The following is a 21874-nucleotide window of genomic DNA, read 5'->3' as shown; positions in this document are numbered from 1 at the left end:
TCGTCAAAACATGCGCTCCCGCACGGAATCGTGCATACCAACCTGCGACCAGTGGATCAGAAGAGTTCGCCGCTGGCCTCGCCCGCGTCCGGCACCCGCCCCTTCGGCGCGAGCCCCAAGTGCAGGTAGGCCTTGCGCGTCGCCATGCGGCCGCGCGCGGTGCGGATCAGGAACCCCTGCTGGATCAGATAGGGTTCGATGACATCCTCCAGCGTGCCGCGCTCCTCGCTGAGCGCCGCGGCCAGCGATTCCACGCCCACCGGTCCGCCATCGAAGCTGTCGATGATCGTGCGCAGCATGCGGCGGTCGAGCTCGTCGAAGCCTTCCGGGTCCACCTTCAGCATCTGCATCGCCGCGCGCGCCACGTCGGTGTCGATGTGGCCGTTGGCCTTGACCTGCGCGTAGTCGCGCACGCGACGCAGCAGGCGGTTGGCGATGCGCGGCGTGCCGCGTGCGCGGCGCGCGATCTCCGCGGCGCCTTCGGGTTCGCAATCCATGCCGAGGATGCGCGCCGAGCGCTGCACGATGCGGGTCAGCTCCTCGGGCGTGTAGAACTCCAGCCGCTGCACGATGCCGAACCGGTCGCGCAGCGGCGCCGTCAGCAGGCCGGCCCGCGTCGTGGCGCCGATCAGGGTGAACGGCGGCAGGTCGAGCTTGATCGAACGGGCCGCGGGGCCCTCGCCGATCATGATGTCGATCTGGAAGTCTTCCATCGCCGGATACAGCACTTCCTCCACCACGGGCGAGAGGCGGTGGATCTCGTCGACGAACAGCACGTCGTGCGGCTGCAGGTTGGTCAGCAACGCGGCCAGGTCGCCGGCCTTCTCGATCACCGGGCCCGAGGTGACCCGCAGGTTCACGCCCAGCTCGTTGGCGATCACGTGGCTGAGCGTGGTCTTGCCCAGGCCGGGCGGGCCGAAGATCAGCACATGATCGAGCGCCTCGCCCCGCCCTTTCGCCGCCCGGATGTAGATGTCCAGTTGCTCGCGCACGGGCTTCTGGCCGAGGTACTCGTCCAGCCGCTTGGGCCGGATGCTGGCCTCGATGGCGTCGTCTTCGCGGGTGGCGGAGGAATCGATGATGCGGTCGGCGGTCATGCCGGGATTATGGCCGAAATGCCGGCCGGTTCCCCGTCAGATCTCGACCTGCGCGCCCAGTTCGACCAGGCGGTTGCCCGGGATGCGGAAGAAACCGGTCGCCGGCGCGGCGTTGCGGTGCATGGCCGCGAACAGCTTGTCGCGCCAGATCGGCATGCCGCCGTGACGGCTCGCCACCACCGTTTCGCGGCTGGCGAAGTACGTGGTTTCCATCGGGTCGAAGTACACACCGCCCTGGTCGCACGAGCTCATCAGCGCCTGCGGCACGTCCGGCGTCTCGGCGAAGCCGTAGCTGATCACCACGCGGTAGAAGTCGTCGCCGATCGGCTCGATCTTCAGCCGCTTCTTCTTCGGCGCATACGGCACCGTCAGCGTTTCCACCGTCAGGAACACATTGCGCTCGTGCAGCACCTTGTTGTGCTTCAGGTTGTGCAGCAGCGCGTGCGGCACCACGCCCTTGTCGGCGGTGAGGAAGATCGCCGTGCCCGGCACGCGCACCGGCGGGGCCAGCATCAGGCCCGGCAGGAAGGTGTCCAGGCGGATGCCTTCCTTCTGCACTTCGCCGTGCAGCAACTCGCGGCCGCGGCGCCAGGTGCGCATCATGGTGAAGGCGGTGATGCCGATGAACAGCGGCACCCAGGCGCCGATGCCGGTGACCAGCTTGGCGCCGTTGGCGAACAGGAACGCGAGGTCGATCACGAGGAACACGCCGCACAGCGGCAGCACCCAGCGGCGCGAATCCGGCCAGCGCGTGTACGCGACGATGGCCAGCAGCAAGGTATCGATCAGCATCGTGCCGGTGACCGACAGGCCGTAGGCCGTCGCCAGCGCGCCGGAGCTCTGGAAGCTCAGCACCAGCACGATCACCGCCAGGTACAGCATCATGTTGATCGACGGCACGTAGATCTGGCCGATCGTGTCCTTCGAGGTGTATTTGATGGCCAATCGCGGCAGGTAACCCAGCTGGATCGCCTGGCGCGTCACCGAGAACGCGCCGGTGATGACGGCCTGCGAGGCCACCGCCGCGGCGGTCGTCGCCAGCACCAGCATCGGGATCTGCGCCCAGCCCGGAATCGACATGTAGAACGGGTTGGCGACCGCTTCGGGGTGCTTTAGCAGCACGGCACCCTGGCCGTAGTAGTTCAACACCAGCGCCGGCAGCACGAAGCCGAACCAGCCCCAGCGGATCGGCTGCTTGCCGAAGTGACCCATGTCGGCGTACAGCGCTTCGCCGCCGGTCACCGTCAGCACCACCGCGCCGAGGATCAGCACCGCATGCCAGTCGTGGGTGACGAAGAAATTCCAGGCCCAATAGGGATTCAGCGCCGCCAGCACCGACGGGTTCTGCGCGATGTTCATCACCCCAAACACGGCCAGCACGATGAACCACGTGATCATCACCGGCCCGAAGGCCTTGCCGACCTTGGCCGTGCCGAAGCGCTGTGCGGCGAACAGGCCGGTCAGGATCACCAGGCTGATCGGCACGACCCATTGCTTGAACACGGGCGAGACCACTTCCAGACCTTCGACCGCACCCAGCACCGTGATGGGCGGCGTGATCATGCCGTCGCCGAAGAACAACGCCGCGCCGAAGATACCGAGGATGCCCACCGTGTAGCTCAGCCGCGAGCCCTTGGCCAGGCTGCGCTGCGCCAGCGCGGTCAGCGCCATGATGCCGCCCTCGCCGTCGTTGTCGGCGCGCATGATCACGATGACGTACTTCAGCGTCACCACCAGCAGCAGCGACCAGAAGCCCAGCGACAGCAGCCCGCGGACCGTGTCCGGATCCGGCGTCAGGCCGAAGTGCGGGTGGAACATTTCCTTGATGGTGTACAGCGGGCTGGTGCCGATGTCGCCGAACACCACGCCGACGGCGCCGGCCACCAGGGCGACCTTGCCGGCCTTCGAATGGCCGTGCTGCCCGGCGTCGTGGGAATGTGAGGGGGTGGACATGGCGGCCGGCAGGGTAGCGCTGCGAAAGTGAAGGGGTGCTCTAGAACCGCGGTCAGCGCAGGGCCGACTGCAGCGCCTTGCGGATGATCGTCGCGGCATCGTCGCCGGGCGCGGTCGCATCGCGCGCCATGCGGGTCGCTTCGGCCGGCTTGTAGCCCAACTGTTGCAAGGCGATGGTCGCTTCGGACTGCGGGTCGGCCGGCAGCGCACTGATGCCGCCCACGCCGGTGCCCATCAGATCGGCCGCGCGGTCGCGCAGTTCCACCACCATGCGCTCGGCGGTCTTCTTGCCGATGCCGGGAATGCGGGTCAGCGCGGTGATGTCGCCGGCCTGCACCATGCGGGCGAACTCGTCCACGCTGGCGCCAGACAATACGGCCAGCGCGATCTTCGCGCCGATGCCGGTGACCTTCTGCACATCGCGGAACAGCCGGCGCTCGCCCTCGCGCAGGAAGCCGTACAGCGACACGCTGTCTTCCTTCTGCGCGTAGTGGGTGAACAGCAGCACCTCGCGACCCACGTCGGGCAGATCGTAGTGCGTGCTCATCGGGGCTTCGAGCTCATAGCCCACACCGCCCACGTCGATCACCAGCCATGGCGGCGACTTGTACGCCAGGATGCCGCGCAGACGTCCGATCATTTCCTGCTCCAGGCCAGCTGCGAACTCACGCCCAGCCGCTTGGCGGTGGCGCGCACGTGCGCATGGGTAATGGCGACGGCCAGCGCGTCGGCGGCATCGGCCTGCAGTTTGCCGTGCAGGTTGAGCATGATGCCGACCATGTGCTGGATCTGGGTTTTCTCGGCGCTGCCGCGCCCGACGACGGCCAGCTTCACTTCCTTGGCCGCGTACTCGTGCACGGGCAGGTCGCGCAGCACCACCGCGCTGATCGCGGCGCCGCGCGCCTGCCCCAGCTTGAGGGCCGAATCGGGATTGCGCGCCATGAACACCTTCTCGATGGCGACCTCATCCGGCTGCCAGGTGGCGATGATGTCGGTCAGACCGTCCAGCAGCACGCGCAGGCGCTGCGGGAAATCCTCCGCGCCCAGCAGCACCAGCGGCGCATGGTGGACATGGCTCACCTTGCCCGTCGCATCGACATCGATGATGCCGATGCCGGTGCGCTGGGAACCGGGGTCGATGCCGAGGATGCGGGTCACATCGCCTGCTTACGCGTACGCGTCCGCGCCCAGCTCGGCGTTGGAATAGACGTCCTGGACATCGTCCAGGTCTTCCAGCATGTCCAGCAGCTTCTTCACCTGCAGCGCGGTGTCGCCCTGCACGCTGATGTCGTTGTCGGCGCGGAAGGTGATCTCGGCATGGTCCGGCTTCAGGCCGGCCGCCTCCATCGCGTCCTTCACGCCCTGGAAGGCGTCCGGCGCGGTGACCACGTCGATCGAGGCATCGTCGGGATAGACCACGATGTCGTCGGCACCGGCTTCGATCGCGGCTTCGGTGATCTTCTCTTCATCTGCGCCGGGCGCGTAGCTGAGCACGCCGAGGCGCTTGAACATGAAGGCCACCGAGCCTTCGGTGCCCATGTTGCCGCCGCACTTGCTGAAGGCATGGCGCACATCGGCCACGGTGCGCACGCGGTTGTCGGTCAGGCAGTCGACGATCACAGCCACGCCGCCGGGGGCGTAGCCTTCGTAGCGGATTTCCTCGTAGACCACGCCTTCGAGTTCGCCGGTCGCCTTCTTGATGGCGCGTTCGATCACGTCCTTCGACATGTTCGCCGCCAGCCCCTTGTCCACCGCCACCCGCAGGCGCGGGTTGTTGGCGGGATCGCCGCCGCCGGCACGGGCCGCCACGCCGATCTCGCGGATGATCTTGGTGAAGATCTTCCCACGCTTGGCGTCGGTGGCGTTCTTGCGGGCTTCGATGGACGGGCCTCTACCCATGGGGACTTCCGGAGTGCTCAGACAAGGGCGCGGATTATACGCGTCCCCATGCAGCCTCCGATCACGCGTCCGTGAAGCGCCCCTCGCGCAGGAAGTGCGCCGCCTGGCGGGCCGCATCGGCCGAGAACACCAGCCCGGTGTGGCTGGCCGGCACCACGCAATGCGCCGCCAACCCCGGCAGGCGGGTTTCCTCCAGGCCCACCGTGCCGTCGGAAGCGCCCTCGAACCGGGTGATCAGCCGACCGATGCCGCGAGCCACGTTGCCTGCCACCATCCCGACCGGCACGGCGCCCTGCCAGGGTGCGCAGCCGGCCTGCAGCAGCGTGCCGCTGCGGCCGAGCACTGGTGCGGTCCATGCGCGCCGGCCCAGATCCCGCGCTGCGCCGCTGCCGCAGAGGGGCGACCCCAGGCAGACCATCCGTTGCACCGGCAAGCCGGGCGCACGGCGCAAGGCTTCGATTCCGATCATGCCGCCCAGGCTGTGCCCCACCAGATGGGTCGGCGGCCCCGCCTGCAGGCGCTGGATCAGGGCCGCGATCGCCGGCTCGGTGCCGCCCAGGATGCTCGGGTAACCGAACACCTCCACCTCGAAGCCCTCATGCCGCAGGCGTCGCGCCAGCGGCGTCAGCCATGATTTCGCGTTCCAGATGCCGTGCACCAGCATCACGCGCGGCGCAGCGTCTTGTTCGTTCGTCATGCGGCGCAGTGTGGAGGACGCGATGGCCGCACGCCAGCGCAGTCAGTGCGCAGCCGTCTGACGCTTCCATTCGCGCGGCGACAGCCCGCTGTGCGCCTTGAAGGCGCGCGACAGCGCCGCCTCGCTGCCGTATCCGACCTCCGAGGCCACCACTTTCAACGGCCTGCCGCGGCGGAGCGCCTGCTGCGCCAATCCCACGCGCCACGCCTGCAGGTACTGGCCTGGCGTAGTACCCAGCGCCTCGCGGAACTGAGTGGCGAACACGCTGCGCGACATGCCGGCCACGCGCGCCAGTTCGTCCAGCGTCCACTCCTTCGCCGGGGCTTCGTGCATCGCGACGATCGCGTTGCGCAGGCGCGGATGGGACAGGCCGGCCAGCATGCCGCCCTTCACGTCGCCGGTTTCCATCAGCTGGCGCAGCACCTGGATCATCACGACCTCGAACAGCCGGTTGACCAGTGCAGTGCGTCCGCAGCGCTGGGTGAAGGCTTCTTCGAACAGCAGCGGCAACACGTCTTGCGCGCCGTGCAGGCTGTCCAGCGGCAGGCAGACGACGTCGGGCAACGCGGCGCTGATCGGGTTCTGCGCGCCGCCTTCGAACACCACGTTCGCGCAGGCCATGTCGGCACCGCGCGTTTCGTCGCTGACGAACCGGTGCGCCATCGCCCGCGGATAGAGCAGCAGGCTGGGCCGGTCGATGCGCAGCGAGGTGCCGCCATGGAACACCTCCAGCGGACCGCGCTGGATCAGGTGCAGCTGGCCCGCCCCGCCCTCCCCGTCCAGCGTGTTGACGCCGCAGAGCGCGCCGGCGTGGAAGACCTCGGCCGAGACCGAGAACCGCTCCAGCAGGACCGCAAGCCGGTCGACCATGGCAGTACTCCAGATCAAGTTTTCAGGATTCTACATCACCATGAGTCCCGGCGGACGGCGCAAAGTACACCTCACCGGACGGCCACCCGCCCCGGACCACCCACCTTCCCAGGAGTACCGCCATGTCCATCGAAAAGATCCTCTACACCGCCACCGCCACCGCCACGGGCGGCCGCGAAGGCCAGGCCACCTCATCCGACGGCGTGCTGGCCGTCAAGCTGTCCACCCCGCGCGAGCTGGGCGGCGCCGGCGGCGACGGCACCAACCCGGAACAGCTGTTCGCGGCCGGCTGGTCGGCCTGCTTCCTGGGCGCGCTGAAGTTCGTCGCCGGCAAGCAGAAGGTCGCCCTGCCCGCCTCCACCACCGTCACCGGCAAGGTCGGCATCGGCCAGATCCCCACCGGCTTCGGCATCCAGGCCGAACTGACCATCGCCGCCCCGGGCGTCGCCCGCGAGCAGCTGCAGGCCCTGGTCGACGCCGCCCACATCGTCTGCCCGTACTCCAACGCCACGCGCGGCAACATCGACGTGACGCTGGTGATCGCCGACTGATCCTTCTTCCTGACCCACCACCCTTCGCAGGAATCGAATCCATGAACGTCTTCACCCGCACGATCGCCGCCACGCTGCTGGCCGTCGCCACCCAGGCCAGCTTCGCCGCGCAGCCCGCCCCCACCACCGCCCCGGTCGCCGTCGCGCACACCGCCAGCACCCTCACCACCGCCGACGGCGTGCAGCTGTACTACAAGGACTGGGGCCCGAAGAACGGCCCGGTCGTCACCTTCAGCCACGGCTGGCCGCTGTCCTCGGACAGCTGGGAATCGCAGATGATCTTCCTGGCCTCCAAGGGCTACCGCGTGGTTGCGCACGACCGCCGTGGCCACGGCCGATCCAGCCAGCCCTGGGACGGCAACGACATGGATCACTACGCCGACGACCTGGCCACCGTGATCAACACGCTGGACCTCAAGGACGTCACCCTGGTCGGCTTCTCCACCGGTGGCGGCGAAGTGGCGCGCTACATCGGCCGCCACGGCACGAGCCGCGTCAAGAAGGCCGTGCTGATCAGCGCCGTACCGCCGCTGATGCTGAAGACCGCCGACAACCCCGGCGGCCTGCCGATCGAAGTCTTCGACGGCCTCCGCAAGGGCTCGCTGGCCAACCGCTCGCAGCTGTACGTGGACATCGCCTCGGGCCCGTTCTACGGTTTCAACCGCCCCGGCGCGAAGGCCTCGCAGGGCCTGATCGACAGCTGGTGGGCGCAAGGCATGCAGGCCGGCCACAAGAACACGTACGACTCGATCGCCGCGTTCTCGGCCACCGACTTCCGCGCCGACCTGAAGAAGTTCGACATCCCCACCCTGGTGATCCACGGCGACGACGACCAGATCGTCCCCATCGACGCCTCCGGCAAGGCCTCCGCCGCGCTGATCAAGGGTGCGAAGCTGATCGTCTACCCCGGCGCCCCGCACGGCCTCACGGACACCCACAAGGACCGCGTCAACCAGGACCTGCTCGACTTCCTGCAGAAGTAAGCAGCCCGCCACAGACAGCAACGGCCGCATCAGCGGCCGTTTGCTTTTCTGCTTTGAACACCCGTTTCGTCGCCAGACCCGAAGGGCGGCGGACAGGGATGTCCGCCGTTTTCCGCCTCGCCAGGAAGGCGAGTCGGAAAATCCCGATAGCACCCGAGTCATGGGATTGTTTCGTCGGGGAATGGCCATTCTTTTGGTGACTTTTCTTTGGCCAGACAAAGAAAAGTTACCCGCTGGCCCGAAGGGCTAGCGGAAGCTTCGTACTTCAGCGCGGAAAGATCAGGACGCACTGCGGCGCGCGACACGTCTGGTGCACCGTCTTGTCGCAGGACTAACGGAACGCCCCCAGCTCAACCATCAACGGGAGCTTGATCCCCGGGTGCGGCCTTCAGGCCTTACCCGGGCTACACCACTTCCCCATCAACCAACGGCAGAAGCGTCTCGCCTCAGGATGAACTCATCATCCAGCGTCTTCCCCACCGCGAACTTGTACCCACCCACGCGCGAGAACCCCTGCCGCTCATAGAACCGCTGCGCGCCGAAATTCTCCGACCACACCCCGATCCACAACGTCCGCGGCCCGTCCTTCAACAACCACCGCTCCACCTCGGCGAACAACTTCCCGCCCCACCCACCGTTCTGGTGGGAGGCCAGCACGTACAACCGCTTCAGCTCGCCATCGCCCTTCGCCACGTCCGCATGCGGCAACCCGCATGGTCCGGCGGCCGCATGGCCCACGGCCACGCCATCGGCTTCGAGCAACCACACCGCGTAGTCCGGGTGCGACAGGATGATCCGCTGCTTGTCGACGTCGTAGGCGTCGGTGAGGAATGCCGAAAGATCTTCGGCCGGATACAGATGGCCGAAGGTCTCGGTGAACGTGCGCGACGCCAGCTCCGACAGCACGGCGGCGTCATCGACGGTGGCGCGACGGATCTGCACGCTTAGGCGTCCTCTTCTTCCTCTTCGTCTTCGTCCGCCTCGTCTTCCTCGTCGGCGTCCTCGTCTTCTTCCTCTTCGTACTCTTCTTCGTCTTCTTCTTCGTAATCGTCTTCGCCGAAGTCTTCGCCGTCCCAGCGGCCCTGGCCGTCCGGCACGAAGGTGACCGCCATCGCCGCCGGCGACGTGCCGACGCGCACCAGCCAGCCACCGAACACGCGCGCGCGCTCCGTCACCAGCGCCGCATCGGCGCCTTCATTGCCCAGGCGTTCCCACTCCAGCGAAAAAGCAACTTCCGTCATTTCTTGGTTCTCTCGATCAGTCTTTCTTGGGGCGCACTTGAATATGCACTTCCGCCAGCTGCTCATCCGGGATCGGCGACGGCGCGCCGGTCATCAGGCACTGCGCGGTGGCGGTCTTCGGGAACGGGATGACGTCGCGGATGGACTCCGTGCCCGCCATCAGCGCCGCGATGCGGTCGATGCCGAAGGCGATGCCGCCGTGCGGCGGCGCGCCGAAGCGCAGCGCATCCAGCAGGAAGCCGAATTTCGCTTCCGCTTCTTCCGCGCCGATGCCGAGCAGCTCGAACACCGTGCTCTGCATCTCCGGGCGATGGATACGGATCGAACCGCCACCGATCTCGTTGCCGTTCAACACCATGTCGTAGCCGCGCGACACGGCGGTCTTGGCGTTCGCGCGCAGGTCGGCGATGTCGTCCACCGCGGGCGCGGTGAAGGGGTGGTGGAGCGCGACGTAGCGCTGTGCTTCGTCGTCGTACTCGAACATCGGGAAATCGGTAACCCACAGCGGCTTCCAGCCGTCCTGGACCAGACCGAAGTCCTTGCCGGCCTTCAGGCGCAGCGCGCCCATGAAGTCGCTGACCTTGTTGTAGCCGCCCGCGCCGAAGAACACGATGTCGCCGTTGCCGGCGCCGATGTGCTTCACCAGCGCAGCGAAGGCGTCTTCGGCGAAGAACTTCTGGATCGGCGAACTGACCGCGCCAGCCTCGTCGATCTTGATGTACGCCAGGCCCTTGGCGCCGTACTTGGCGGCATGCGCGGCGTATTCGTCGATCTGCTTGCGGCTCAGCGCGGCCCCGCCGGGGATGCGCAGCGCGGCCACGCGGCCGTCCGCGTCGTTGGCGGCGGCGGTGAACACCGCGAATTCGCTGGACTTCACCAGTTCGGCGACGTCCACCAGCTCCAGCGCGATGCGCAGGTCGGGCTTGTCCGAACCGTAGCGACGCATCGCCTCGGCCCAGGTCATGCGCGGGAACTGCGCATCCAGTTGCACGTCCATCACTTCGGCAAAGATGTCGCGGATCATGCCTTCCACGGCGTCCTGCACGTCGCGCTCGCGCACGAAGGCGAATTCCATGTCGAGCTGGGTGAATTCCAGCTGGCGGTCGGCGCGTAGCGCCTCATCGCGGAAGCAGCGCGCGATCTGGTAGTAGCGGTCGAAGCCGGCGACCATCAGGATTTGCTTGAACAGCTGCGGCGATTGCGGCAGCGCGTAGAACTCGCCAGGGTGCATGCGCGCCGGCACCAGGAAGTCGCGCGCACCTTCCGGCGTGGCCTTGGTGAGGATCGGCGTCTCGATGTCCTGGAAGCCGCGCGCGTCCAGCCAGCGGCGCAGCGCCTGCACCAGCTTGATGCGGGTGCGCTGCTTGCGCTGCATGTCGGGCGTGCGCAGGTCCAGGTAGCGGTATTTCAGGCGGATGTCTTCACCCGGGTTCTCATGCGCGTGGAACGGCAGCGGCTCGGCCTTGTTGAGCACGGTGATCTTGGTGGCGATCACTTCCACCTTGCCGGTGCGGATCTTGGTGTTGACGGCTTCGCGCGCACGCACGACGCCCTCGACCTGGAGCACGTCCTCGTAGCCCAGCGAGGCGGCGACCTTGAACACTTCGGCGCTGGACGGGTCCACCGTCACCTGCACGATGCCCTCATGGTCGCGCAGGTCGATGAAGCACACGCCGCCGAGGTTGCGGGCGACGTCGGTCCAGCCACACAGGGTCACGGTCTGGCCGATCATGGCCTCGTCGACGAGGCCGCAGAAATGGGTACGCATGGGGGCTCCACTGGGGTTCGGACCGGGGCCGGGACATTCCGCGGCCGGGACAGGCCGGTCAAGCCGCCTAGTTTACCCGGTCCCCCGCCCGCCGGCCCCACTCCGGCCCCTGCACGGGCTTAACAGGTCCAGCGTATGCTGGCGCCTCCCTAGGAGGGTGCCACCATGAAGAAGCCGTTGTTGCAGTCCGTCCTCGTACTGTTGCTGGCCTTCGTGGCCGGCAGCGCCGTCGCCCAGGTCGGTACCCGGGCCTACGCGCCGGAAAACCTGCGCCAGCTGTCCGTCCAGGACCAGACGCGGGTGATCAGCCTGGAGTATTCGGAACAGGCCCGCGGTCGCCGCATCCCGGACGACCAGCTCCGCTTCTACCTGGACCAGGTCAACCGCTCCAACTGGACCTTCAGCCGGATCAAGCAGGACATCGCCCAGTCGCTGGGCGGCAACAACGGCGGCTGGAATCCCAATCCGCCGTCGAACGGGAACACCATCCTCTGCGAGAGCAAGAGCGGCGACGCCAAGCGCTGCACGCCGCCGTGGCGCGGGCAGTCGCGGCTGGTGCGGCAGCTCTCGAACAGCCGCTGCGAAGAGGGCGCGACCTGGAGTTCGCAGGACGGCCTGATCACGGTGTGGAAGGGCTGCCGCGGCGAGTTCGCCCAAGGCACGGCGACCGGCGGCACGATCCGCTGCGAAAGCACGGATGGCCGCGGCCGCACCTGCCGCACGCCGTGGAACGGCCATTCGCGGCTGACCCGGCAACTGTCGAGCACCGCCTGCGTCGAGGGCCGGAGCTGGCAGTCGCAACAGGGACAGGTCTACGTGGGCAACGGCTGCCGCGCCGAGTTCGGCCCGCGCGTCGGCAGCGGCGGCGGTTCCAGCAACTACTCCGTGACCTGCAACAGCGAGGACAACCGCCGCAAGACCTGCGCCTACGACCCGCGACAGGGCCGGCCGATCCTGCTGCAGCAGATCTCCAACACCAGCTGCCGCGAAGGCTACAGCTGGGGCTACACGGGCACGCAGGTGTGGGTGGACCGCGGCTGCCGCGGTCGCTTCGGACCGCGCTGACCGCGCCTCACCGGCTCAACCGCCGGCGCCCCAGGGCGCCGGCGGCGTTTCGACCGGCGTGGCGAGATCGAACTCCACCCGGAACAACCGGCCGTTGGGCCGGCTGAGTGCATAGACGAAGGTCTTCCCGGGCACCAGTTCCATCGCCCAGGTATTGGTCACCGAGGCCGCCAGGCCTTCGCGTTCGAACATCGCGATCGATGCCGCGTCCACCGGGAACGCCTGCCGCTGTGTCGTACCCGCCTCCGCGGTGTCACCGCCATACATCGTCACTGCATCCGGACTCCCGTCCTCGTGGCGGTGATCGTGCTTCAGCCGCAGGCCCGCGCCGGTACGCGTCAGCACCCAGGTGCGCGAGCGGTCGTCGCCGACATGGAAGGGGATGCGGATCTCGCGCGTCGGGTCATCGCAGCCGCGCACGTGCATGACCAGCGTCTTGCCCTCGAACGGATCAGGCGTGGCCGATGCCGGCTGGTTGGCGGTGATGCGGCCGGCGTACGCCTTCCCGCAGTGCTCCGCCATCGAGGCGAGGAATGCATCCGCCGGCGCGCCGGGCGGCGATGACGCGCAACCGGCGAGACAGAGCGCGGCCAGCGCGACCCGATGATTCCTCATGGCATCCCCTCCTGCTGAAAGGGATGCACCTTACACCGGGCGGACTCAGGACGAGGACGAAGGCGTCGCCGGCTTGGGTTCCGTCTTCGCGGGCGCGCTCTCGGTCTTCGCGGGCGCCGATTCGGCCGGCTTGGATTCGCTGGACGGCTTCGCGCCTTCGCCGCCATCGGCCAGGTTGCGCTTCTTGTCGCCGTCCTTCTTGAAGTCGGTCTCGTACCAGCCGCTGCCCGCCAGCCGGAACGACGGTGCGGTCAGCTGCCGCTTCACCGACGGCGCGCCGCACGACGGGCAGGTGTCGGGATCCGGATCGGACAGCTTCTGCAGGCGGTCGAAACTGTGGCCGCACTGGGTGCATTCGAAAGCGTAGATGGGCATGGCGGTGATCGGCAGGCGTAGGTACGGGGCTGTTGTGGGGGCTGGGCGGTAAGGGATCAAGCTTCGTCGTACAGCGACGACCACGCTTCTTCGGCCTTGGCCAGCTGCTGCTGCAGGGCTTCGCGGTCGCGGCCCAGGCGCGCGGCCAGGTCGGCGTCGGCATAGCTTTTCGGATCCGCGAGCTGGGCATCCACGTCGGCCAGCCTGCCTTCCAGTTCGGCGACCTTGGCTTCGGCGGCGGCCAGTTTCACCGGATTGACCTTGCGCGCGGGCGCCGGCACGGGCTTCGGCGGCGGAGCGGGTTCGCTGCGCAGCGGCTTGCTGCCCTGTGCGGTCGAGCGCGTACGCAGCCAGGCCGCGTATTCGTCCAGGTCGCCGTCGAACGGCTCCACCACGCCATCGGCCACGCGCCAGAAGGTGTCGCAGACCAGGCCGATCAGGTGGCGGTCGTGCGAGACCATGACGATGGCGCCGTCGAAATCGCTCAGCGCTTCTGCCAGCGCTTCGCGCATTTCCAGATCGAGGTGGTTCGTAGGCTCGTCGAGCAGCAGCACGTTGGGTTGCTGCCACGCGATCAGCGCAAGCGCCAGGCGCGCGCGCTCGCCGCCGGAGAAGCCGTCCACAGGCTCGAACGCACGGTCGCCGGGGAAGTTCCATTTGCCGAGGAAATCGCGGAACGACTGGTTGCTGCCGTCCGGCGAGATCTCGCGGAAATGGTCCATCGGGGACTGGCCTTCATGCAGCGATTCCACCGTGTGCTGGGCGAAGTAACCGATCCTCAGGTCCGGATGCGCCATGCGGTCGCCGGCCAGCGGCGGCAGCTCGCCCACCAGCGTCTTCACCAGCGTGGTCTTGCCGGCGCCGTTGGGGCCGAGCAAGCCGATGCGCTGGCCCGCCTCGAGGCCGAAGCCGACGTCGTGGAGGATCACCGCGTCGGCGCCGTAGCCGGCTTCGACATGGTTGAGGCGGATCAGCGAGAACGGCAGCTTCGCCGGCTCGGCGAACTCGATGCGGAACTCGCGCTCGGCGCGCACCGCCTCGGTGCCGGCCAGCTTGGCCAGGCGCTTCATGCGGCTCTGCGCCTGCGCCGCCTTCGACGCCTTGGCCTTGAAGCGGTCGATGAAGCTCTGCAGGTGCGCGCGCTCGGCCTGTTCCTTCTCGTGCGCGATCTGCTGCTGGCGCAGCTGTTCGGCGCGCTGGCGCTCGAAATCGGTGTAGCCGCCGGTGTACAGCTTCGCGCCGCCGCCATGCAGGTGCAGCGTGTGCGTGGCGACGTTGTCGAGGAACTCGCGGTCGTGCGAGATCAGCAGCAGCGTGCCGGGATATTTCAGCAACCACTGCTCCAGCCACAGCACCGCGTCCATGTCGAGGTGGTTGGTGGGCTCGTCGAGCAGCAGCAGGTCGCTGGGCATCATCAGCGCGCGCGCCAGGTTCAGGCGCACGCGCCAGCCGCCGGAGAACGAGGAGACCGGGCGATGGTGCGTATCGGCGGGAAAGCCCAGGCCGTGCAGCAATTTGCCGGCGCGCGCCTCGGCGTCGTAGGCGCCCATCTCGGCCATCTTCTGGTGCGCGTTGGCGACGGCTTCCCAGTCTTCGCGCTCGGAGGCCTCGGCTTCGGCCTTCAGCACCGCCGCGACCTCGGCGTCGCCACCCAGGACGAACAGGAGCGCCGGGTCCGGCAGCGACGGGGTCTCCTGGGCCACGCTGGCGATGCGGACCCTGCCCGGCAGGTCGAGGTCGCCCTTGTCGGCTTCCAACTCGCCCTGCACGGCGGCGAACAGGCTGGACTTGCCCGCGCCGTTGCGCCCCACCACGCCCACGCGGTAGCCCGCATGCAGGGTAAGGTCGACGTTGGACAACAGCAGGCGCTCGCCGCGGCGGAGCGCGAAATTACGAAGGGAAATCAAGAAACAACCTACGGGGATTTGGGGGAGAGCGGCCGCGTAGTTTATCGATAGCGTCCCCACTCGCAGTTGTTAAGAAACCATTGACATGCATGTCAGCGGACTGATAACCAGAGTGCGTAGCACCTAAGTCCATGGTTTCAAAGGAAACTTTGCAAGCCCTGATCCACTTGCAGCCGCATTTCGCAGTCCTTTCCGGAGCTCCCCCATGACCCGCACGCTGTCGCCCCTGACCCTCGCCATCAGCCTGGCCCTGGTCGCACCCGCCGCCTTCGCGCAGGATTCGGCCCCCGCCGAAGCCCGCACGCTCGATACCCTGATCGTCACGGGTACCCGCGTGTCCGACCGCACGGTCGCCGAATCGCAGTCGCCGATCGACATCATCACGCCCGAGGCCCTCCAGGCCACCGGCACCACCGAGTTGGCCACCGCACTGGCGCGTGCGCTGCCGTCGCTCAACTTTCCCCGCCCGGCCGTCACCGACGGCACCAGTGGCGTGCGTCCCGCACAGCTGCGCGGCCTGTCGCCCGACCAGGTGCTGATCCTGGTCAACGGCAAGCGCCGCCACATCTCCGCGCTGGTCAACGTCAACGGCAGCATCGGCCGCGGCTCCTCGGCGGTGGACCTCAACGCCATCCCCATATCGGCGATCGAGCGCGTGGAAGTGCTGCGCGACGGCGCCTCGGCCCAGTACGGCTCGGACGCCATCGCCGGCGTGGTGAACATCGTGCTCAAGGGTTCGGGCAAGGGCGGCAGCCTGGTCGCGGACGTCGGCGGCTACTCCGCCGGCGACGGCCGCAGCACGCAGTTGTCGGGCGACACCGGCGTGGCGTTCGGCGACGGCCGCGGCTTCGTCCACGTCGCCGGGCAACTGACCCGGCAGGACGAGACCGACCGCGCCGGCCCTTACCAGGGCACCGCGCCCAACACCGGCAACAACCCGGCGATCGGTCGCGTCGCCTTCGTCTATGGCGACCCCGAAGTGGATGCCGGCGCCGTATCGGCGAACGCGGGCTTCGAGGTGAGCGACAACATCAGCGCCTACGCGACCGCCATCGCGAGCAACCGCGACATCGTCTCGTTCGCGTTCTACCGTTCGATCGGCCACAACGCGCTGGTGCCGCAGGTCTATCCGGACGGCTACGTGCCGGAGATCAACCAGCTGTCGCAGGACCGCTCGCTGGTCGCGGGCATCAAGGGCGACACCGAGAGCGGCTGGAAGTGGGACGTCAGCTACAACTACGGCTACAACCACCTGAAGTTCTATACGCAGAACAGCATCAACTACAGCCTGGGCGCGACCAGCCCGCGGCGTTTCTACGATGGCGCGCTGGAATACACCCAGAACGTGCTGAACGCCGACATCAGCAAGCCGCTGGAGATCGGGCTGGCCTATCCCGCCACGCTGTCGTTCGGTGCCGAGTACCGCCAGGAGAAGTGGAACCAGTCGCCGGGCGAACTCAATTCCTACACCGGCAGCGGTGCCCAGGGCTTCGCCGGCTTCACGCCCGCCAATGCCGTGCACTCCGACCGCGACAGCTATGCGGCGTACGTGGGCCTGGAAGCCGACCTGACCGAGAAGTTCTCCGCCGGCATCGCCGGACGCTACGAGGACTACTCCGACTTCGGCAGCGAGGTGTCGGGCAAGCTGTCCGCGCGCTACGCCTTCACCGATGCGGTGGCGCTGCGCGCCACGGTGGCCAGCGGCTTCCGCGCACCCGCGCTGGCGCAGCAGTACTACCAGGTGGTCACGTCGCAGTACAACGCGACCCTCGACCGCTTCTTCGAATCGGGCACGTTCCCGGCCACTGGCGCGGTGGCGCAGGCGCTCGGCGCCGACCCGCTGACCGCCGAGACCTCGCTGTCCTATGGCCTGGGCCTGGTGCTGCAGCCGGTGGACCGCCTGTACGTCACCATCGATGCGTACCAGATCGACATCGACGACCGCATCGTGCTGTCCTCCAACCTGCTGCTCGGCGGCAACGCGGCGGCGCAGGCGCTGCTGGCCAGCCTGGGCGTCAACGGCGTCACCAGCGCGCGCTACTTCACCAATGCCGCCGACACCCGCACGCGCGGCGTCGACGTGATCGCGCAATACACGGTGCCGTTCGAGAACAGCAGCCTCAACCTGACCGCCGGCTACAACTACAACAAGACCGAGATCGAACGCATCGCGCCGAATCCGCCCGAGCTGACCGCGCTCGGCGCGAATCTGTGGCGTATCGGCCGCGACGAACAGGGCCGTATCGAGGAGGGCTATCCGCGCGACAAGACTACGCTGACCGCGGCGTGGAACCTGGCCCGCTGGGACTTCACCTTCGGCGCGACCCGCTACGGCGAGTTCACCACCCGCGTCAGCGAAACCGGCAACCCCGCGAACGACCAGACCTACGGCGCGAAGTGGATCCTCGACGCGTCGACCAGCTATCGCCCGAGCGAGAACTGGAAGCTCACCCTGGGCGCGGACAATCTGCTGGACGAGTACCCGGACCGCACCATCTTCCCGAACGCCAACAGCGGCCAGTTCCCCTACAGCAGCCAGTCGCCGGGCGGTTTCAACGGTGCCTACGTGTACGGGCGCGTCGCCTACACGTGGTGAAGCGCACGCTCACCTGATCGACCCGGAACGCCCCGCCCCGCGCGGGGCGTTTCCGTTCGTACGGCCTGCGCGGCGCCGCGATCGCACGCATCCGGGTTTGCGGCATGACCGCCGCATCGGCGACACTCGACGGATCACGCCGAGGAATTCCGCCATTCGATGCACCATGACGCCGACCTGATCAACATCATCGCGGTAGGCCTCGCCCTGGCCTTCGTGCTGGGCGCGCTCGCGCACAAGCTGCGCTTCTCCCCGCTGGTCGGTTATCTCATCGCAGGCATCTTCGTCGGCCCGTTCACACCGGGCTTCGTGGCCGACCAGGAACTGGCCAACCAGTTGTCGGAACTGGGCGTGATGCTGCTGATGTTCGGCGTCGGCCTGCACTTCTCGCTGGAAGACCTGCTGGAGGTCAAGGCGATCGCCATCCCCGGTGCCATCGCGCAGATCGTCGTCGCCACCGGCCTGGGCTGGGCGCTGGCCTGGGGCATGGGCTGGACGCCGCTCAACGGCTTCGTGTTCGGCCTGGCCCTGTCGGTGGCCAGCACCGTGGTGCTGTTGCGCGCGATGGAAGAGCGCCGCCTGCTGGAGACCAAGCGCGGCCGGATCGCGGTGGGCTGGCTGATCGTCGAAGACCTGGTGATGGTGCTGGCGCTGGTCATGCTGCCGGTACTGGCATCCACCTTCGGCCCGGAGACCGGCGGCGAGAAGGCGACCTTCGGGCGCTTCGCCGTGGAGATCGCGTGGACCCTCGTCAAGCTCGGCGCCTTCGTCGCCTTCATGCTGCTGGTCGGGCGGCGAGTGATCCCGTGGACACTGGAGAAGATCGCCGCCACCGGCTCGCGCGAACTGTTCACCCTGTCCGTGCTGGCGATCGCGCTGGGCGTGGCGTTCGGCTCGGCCACCCTGTTCGGTGTGTCGTTCGCGCTGGGCGCGTTCTTCGCCGGCATGCTGCTCAACGAATCGGAACTGAGCCACAAGGCCGCCAACGATTCGCTGCCGCTGCGCGACGCGTTCGCGGTGCTGTTCTTCGTCTCGGTGGGCATGCTGTTCAATCCCGCCATCCTGGTGGCGCATCCATGGCAGGTGCTGGCCACGTTCGGCATCATCGTCATCGGCAAGTCGCTGGCGGCATTCTTCATCGTGCGCGCGTTCAAGCACCCCACCGGCACCGCGCTGACGATCTCGGTGAGCCTGGCGCAGATCGGCGAGTTCTCCTTCATCCTCGCCGCGCTGGGCGTGTCGCTGAAGATCCTGCCGCCGGACGGCCGCGACCTGATCCTGGCCGGCTCGCTGCTGTCGATCATCGCCAACCCGTTCCTGTTCTCCTGGCTGGACCGTTGGCAGAAGAAGCAGGAGGCGCTCGCGCCGGTGCCCGCCGCGCCCGAAGTGCCGCCGGGCCCCTCGCTGGACGTGACCGACCACGCCATCATCATCGGCTACGGCCGGGTGGGCAGCGAACTCGCGCGCGTGCTGCGCGACCGCGGCGTGCCGCTGATCGTCATCGACGACAACGGCGACCACGTGGCGCGCGCGCACGATGCCGGCATCCCCGCGATCCGCGGCAGCGCAGCCGCCGACCGCGTCCTCGCCGAAGCCCATCCCGAGCGCGCGAAGATCGCCGTCCTGGCGATCCCGCAACCGCTGGAAGCCGGCGAAGCGCTGGCGAAGCTGCGCGCGATCAATCCCTCGCTGACCCTGCTGGCCCGCGCGCACAGCGAGGGCGAAGTGAAGCACCTGCTCGGGCACGGTGCCGACGGCGCGGTGCTGGCCGAACGCGAACTGGCGTTCTCGCTGGCCGAAATGGTCATGTCCACCCCGCCCTACCGCCCGCAACGACCGGCAGGCTGACGGTACGGGCGGATCGGGCTACTCTCCCGAGGCCGCCGGCTCGGCCGCGGTCTCGGCGAGCACCTCCACCAGCGGGCGTGGCGCGCCGTACAGATACCCCTGCACACGCTGCACGCCGATCCGGCGCAGGCAGTATTCGGTGTCCTCGTCCTCGACGAACTCGGCGACGGTCGCCGCACCGAAGGCCTTCGCCACCGCCACCGATGCCTGCACCACGGCGTAGTCCTTGCCCAGCTGGGCCACGTTGCGGACGAACGAGCCGTCGATCTTGATGACGTCCACCGGCAGCTCGCGCAGGCGCGCGAAGCTCTGCATGCCGGTGCCGAAGTCGTCGATGGCGATCCTGCAGCCCAACGCGCGCAGGTCGGCCAGCAGATGGCTGGCCGCCGCGGTGTTGGAGATGGCCGCGGTCTCGGTGACCTCGAAGCACAGCGCGCTCATCGGCAACGGCGAGCCCGCCAGCAGCGTGCGCAGTTCCACCTGGAAGCTCATCGAAGCCAGGCTCTGGCCGGTGAGGTTGATGGCGATCTCCCGGCAATGCGGGAGCGCCGACGGCGACTTGCGCAGCAGCCGGAACAACGCGCGCACCACCGCCAGGTCGAGCTCGGCGCCGCGGCCCGCGGCCTCCAGCGGCGCCATGAAGCGCGCCGGCGACATGATCTCGCCGCGTTCGTCCAGCAAGCGGCACAGCACCTCACCGCTCAACGCGCGCGGATCGGCGTCACCGGTGGGCGCCAGATCGCGGATGGGCTGGAAGTACAGCACCACCCGCTCGTTGCGCAGGCTGGCCAGCGCCTCGGTGGCGTCGTGCAGCTGACGACGGTGCGTGCGCCGCACCTGGGTGTCGCCGACGTCGCTGTAGCGCGGGCGCAGTTCGCCATGGTGGCGTGCTTCGAAGGCCAGGTGCGACGCCGTGACGACGGCGTTGTCCACTACGCTGGCCTGGGTGCCGTTGAACGCGGCCACGCCCAGATAGGGCAGCAGGCGGATCGGCTGGCCACCGACATCGATCTCGGCATGCTCCACCCGCGCCATCACCCGCTCCCACAGGTCGGGGTCGCCGCCCGGTTTGGGCAACAGGGCGAACTGGCCGGTGCCCACGTAGTAGGTCTCGACCAGGTCTTCCAGCCGGCGGGCCACGGCGTTCATCGCCTGCGCCTGGGTGTCCAGGCCGAAGCCCGCCACCAGCGTGTCGGTCTGGTCGAGCAGCAGGTACCCCAGCTCGGTGCGCGTCAGCGGACGGGCCACGCGTTCGCGCAGGGCCTTGAGGTTGGGCAGCCCGGTGATCTGGTCGCGCAGGGTCTCGGCCGACAGGCGTTCGGCCAGTTCGTAGCGGTCCCGGTGGGTCAGCCACAGGTACATCATCGCCAGCAACAGGATGTTCACTTCCAGCGTGATGTGCAGCAGGTTGAAGAAGCCCACCGCGCTGTTCGCGTACTCCGCCGTGCCCGCGACCATGCCCACCAGCAACAGCAAGGTCAGCGACAGCGCCGCCATCGCCCAGCGCGAGGACAGACGCAGCATGCCCCAGCCCAGCACCAGCAGCAGGGCGAAGCGGTAATCCATCAGCACCAGCTCCGGCGCCGCCAGGCCGGTGTTGAAGGCGCGACGCACCAGCACCGCCGCCCACACGCTGGCCGCAAGACCCGCACCGAGGGCGATGGGCCAGAGCCAGTGCGATGCCGCGTCCATGCGCGGCGCCGGATGCCCGCGTTCGCGCCAGGCGACCACCAGCGGCAGCGTCATCACGGCCACGCCGAACTGCTTGGCGAAGAACATCTGGAACGCCGTACTGATCGCGGCCGTCGAGGTGGACACCACCGTGATGCTGAACCCCACGAGGGCCAGCACCAGCGGATACAGCAGCAGGGCGATGGCGGCGAAGCGGATCAGGTCGCGGCGCTGCACGCGCTGGCATTCGCCCCGCGGCCATCCCGTCCAGTGCGCGCACAGCAGGCTCCAGCCGAACGTGAACGCATAACTGGCCGCGCCCCAGGCCAGGACCGGGCCGGGTTGCCAATCATCGAAAGAGAGCTGGCGCAGCGTCCAGCCGGCGAACGTCACCAGGAAGCAGCCGGCGACCACGCGGCGGTCGCGTTCGAGCATCGCGATGGCGAGCAGCAGGCCGGCATGCAGGTGGATCAGCGAGGCGTCGGCCAACTGGCCGAAGAAGTCGATGCGGTAGCTGACGGGAATCTGCTGCAGCAACAGGCACAGGCCGCCGAGCGACAGCACTTTCGTGCTGACGCCCAGGCCACGCGCCCGGCTGTCGGCGTGGTCGCCCATGCTTGCGGAATCCTGTGTGTGCCTCCCCCTGGCGGCGAACATCCTGACACGGAAACGCAGGAGCGGGGAGTGCTGCGTCGTCGACGCAACTTCACGCATTACCCAATGCGCCGGCGAACCGTT

The 21874-nt window shown here is 68.1% G+C and carries 19 protein-coding genes; 5 read left to right on the top strand and 14 right to left on the bottom strand.

The window, feature by feature from the left end; translation table 11 throughout:
• Nucleotides 1–56: 56 nt before the first annotated feature.
• The 7 genes from ruvB to BLT45_RS05010 form a co-directional block, all read right to left on the bottom strand.
• Nucleotides 57–1097, bottom strand: a complete 1041-nt coding sequence (gene ruvB / locus BLT45_RS05040) for a Holliday junction branch migration DNA helicase RuvB (protein ID WP_093295952.1) — start codon at nt 1095–1097, stop codon at nt 57–59.
• A gap of 36 nt (nt 1098–1133) precedes the next feature.
• Nucleotides 1134–3050, bottom strand: coding sequence for a potassium transporter Kup (locus tag BLT45_RS05035; RefSeq protein WP_093295949.1), 1917 nt, complete (start codon nt 3048–3050; stop codon nt 1134–1136).
• 52 nt (nt 3051–3102) lie between these two features.
• The gene (ruvA, locus tag BLT45_RS05030) at nt 3103–3690 is read right to left on the bottom strand and encodes a Holliday junction branch migration protein RuvA (protein WP_093295946.1); all 588 of its coding nucleotides are present in this window, start codon (nt 3688–3690) and stop codon (nt 3103–3105) included.
• Nucleotides 3687–4208, bottom strand: a complete 522-nt coding sequence (gene ruvC / locus BLT45_RS05025) for a crossover junction endodeoxyribonuclease RuvC (protein ID WP_093295943.1) — start codon at nt 4206–4208, stop codon at nt 3687–3689. The genes ruvA and ruvC overlap by 4 nt, the downstream gene beginning before the upstream one ends.
• Nucleotides 4209–4217: 9 nt before the next feature.
• Nucleotides 4218–4949, bottom strand: coding sequence for a YebC/PmpR family DNA-binding transcriptional regulator (locus BLT45_RS05020; protein WP_093295939.1), 732 nt, complete (start codon nt 4947–4949; stop codon nt 4218–4220).
• Between the two features lie 61 nt (nt 4950–5010).
• Nucleotides 5011–5613, bottom strand: a complete 603-nt coding sequence (locus BLT45_RS05015) for an esterase/lipase family protein (RefSeq protein WP_093298553.1) — start codon at nt 5611–5613, stop codon at nt 5011–5013.
• 75 nt (nt 5614–5688) lie between these two features.
• Nucleotides 5689–6516 carry an AraC family transcriptional regulator gene (locus BLT45_RS05010; protein ID WP_093295937.1) on the bottom strand — a complete coding sequence of 276 codons (828 nt, stop codon included), beginning with the start codon at nt 6514–6516 and terminating at the stop codon, nt 5689–5691.
• Nucleotides 6517–6638: 122 nt separating this feature from the next.
• On the opposite strand from BLT45_RS05010, the gene BLT45_RS05005 reads away from it, so the two are divergent.
• Nucleotides 6639–7067 (top strand): organic hydroperoxide resistance protein, encoded by a 429-nt coding sequence (locus BLT45_RS05005; RefSeq protein WP_093295934.1) that lies wholly within the window; start codon nt 6639–6641, stop codon nt 7065–7067.
• 41 nt (nt 7068–7108) lie between these two features.
• Entirely contained in the window at nt 7109–8050 is a 942-nt protein-coding gene (locus BLT45_RS05000) for an alpha/beta fold hydrolase (RefSeq protein WP_093295931.1), read from the top strand.
• A gap of 420 nt (nt 8051–8470) precedes the next feature.
• Here BLT45_RS05000 and BLT45_RS04995 read toward each other — a convergent pair whose 3' ends face one another.
• Genes BLT45_RS04995 through aspS form a run of 3 tightly spaced genes read right to left on the bottom strand, consistent with a single transcriptional unit; the run spans nt 8471 to nt 11059 of the window.
• Nucleotides 8471–8992 (bottom strand): GNAT family N-acetyltransferase, encoded by a 522-nt coding sequence (locus BLT45_RS04995; protein WP_093295928.1) that lies wholly within the window; start codon nt 8990–8992, stop codon nt 8471–8473.
• Nucleotides 8993–8994: 2 nt separating this feature from the next.
• Nucleotides 8995–9291 carry a DNA primase gene (locus tag BLT45_RS18305; RefSeq protein ID WP_175455731.1) on the bottom strand — a complete coding sequence of 99 codons (297 nt, stop codon included), beginning with the start codon at nt 9289–9291 and terminating at the stop codon, nt 8995–8997.
• A 16-nt stretch (nt 9292–9307) separates the two neighbouring features.
• Nucleotides 9308–11059, bottom strand: coding sequence for an aspartate--tRNA ligase (aspS, locus tag BLT45_RS04990; RefSeq protein WP_093295925.1), 1752 nt, complete (start codon nt 11057–11059; stop codon nt 9308–9310).
• A 165-nt stretch (nt 11060–11224) separates the two neighbouring features.
• On the opposite strand from aspS, the gene BLT45_RS04985 reads away from it, so the two are divergent.
• Nucleotides 11225–12124 carry a DUF3011 domain-containing protein gene (locus BLT45_RS04985; protein WP_093295923.1) on the top strand — a complete coding sequence of 300 codons (900 nt, stop codon included), beginning with the start codon at nt 11225–11227 and terminating at the stop codon, nt 12122–12124.
• Between the two features lie 15 nt (nt 12125–12139).
• Here BLT45_RS04985 and BLT45_RS04980 read toward each other — a convergent pair whose 3' ends face one another.
• From BLT45_RS04980 to BLT45_RS04970, 3 genes are read right to left on the bottom strand one after another with little or no spacing between them, the layout of a single operon-like run.
• The gene (locus tag BLT45_RS04980) at nt 12140–12739 is read right to left on the bottom strand and encodes a hypothetical protein (protein ID WP_093295920.1); all 600 of its coding nucleotides are present in this window, start codon (nt 12737–12739) and stop codon (nt 12140–12142) included.
• 45 nt (nt 12740–12784) lie between these two features.
• Nucleotides 12785–13114: an FmdB family zinc ribbon protein gene (locus BLT45_RS04975; RefSeq protein WP_093295917.1), complete on the bottom strand. Its 330-nt coding sequence runs from the start codon at nt 13112–13114 to the stop codon at nt 12785–12787.
• Between the two features lie 56 nt (nt 13115–13170).
• On the bottom strand, nt 13171–15021 hold the full coding sequence (locus BLT45_RS04970; RefSeq protein ID WP_093295915.1) for an ABC-F family ATP-binding cassette domain-containing protein: 1851 nt from the start codon (nt 15019–15021) through the stop codon (nt 13171–13173).
• Between the two features lie 205 nt (nt 15022–15226).
• Between BLT45_RS04970 and BLT45_RS04965 the strand changes: the two genes are divergently transcribed.
• Both BLT45_RS04965 and ybaL read left to right on the top strand, forming a co-directional pair.
• Complete coding sequence (locus tag BLT45_RS04965; protein ID WP_093295912.1) at nt 15227–17617, top strand: TonB-dependent receptor plug domain-containing protein; 2391 nt, start codon at nt 15227–15229, stop codon at nt 17615–17617.
• Between the two features lie 159 nt (nt 17618–17776).
• The gene (gene ybaL, locus BLT45_RS04960) at nt 17777–19465 is read left to right on the top strand and encodes a YbaL family putative K(+) efflux transporter (RefSeq protein ID WP_093295909.1); all 1689 of its coding nucleotides are present in this window, start codon (nt 17777–17779) and stop codon (nt 19463–19465) included.
• An 18-nt stretch (nt 19466–19483) separates the two neighbouring features.
• Here ybaL and BLT45_RS04955 read toward each other — a convergent pair whose 3' ends face one another.
• Nucleotides 19484–21751 (bottom strand): EAL domain-containing protein, encoded by a 2268-nt coding sequence (locus BLT45_RS04955; protein ID WP_175455730.1) that lies wholly within the window; start codon nt 21749–21751, stop codon nt 19484–19486.
• Nucleotides 21752–21874: the final 123 nt, after the last annotated feature.

Origin of the sequence: Pseudoxanthomonas sp. CF385 (assembly GCF_900104255.1) — a bacterium.
GTDB lineage: Bacteria > Pseudomonadota > Gammaproteobacteria > Xanthomonadales > Xanthomonadaceae > Pseudoxanthomonas_A.
The sequence above is the reverse complement of the archived record's forward strand: the minus strand, read 5'-3'. Positions and strand labels throughout refer to the sequence as shown.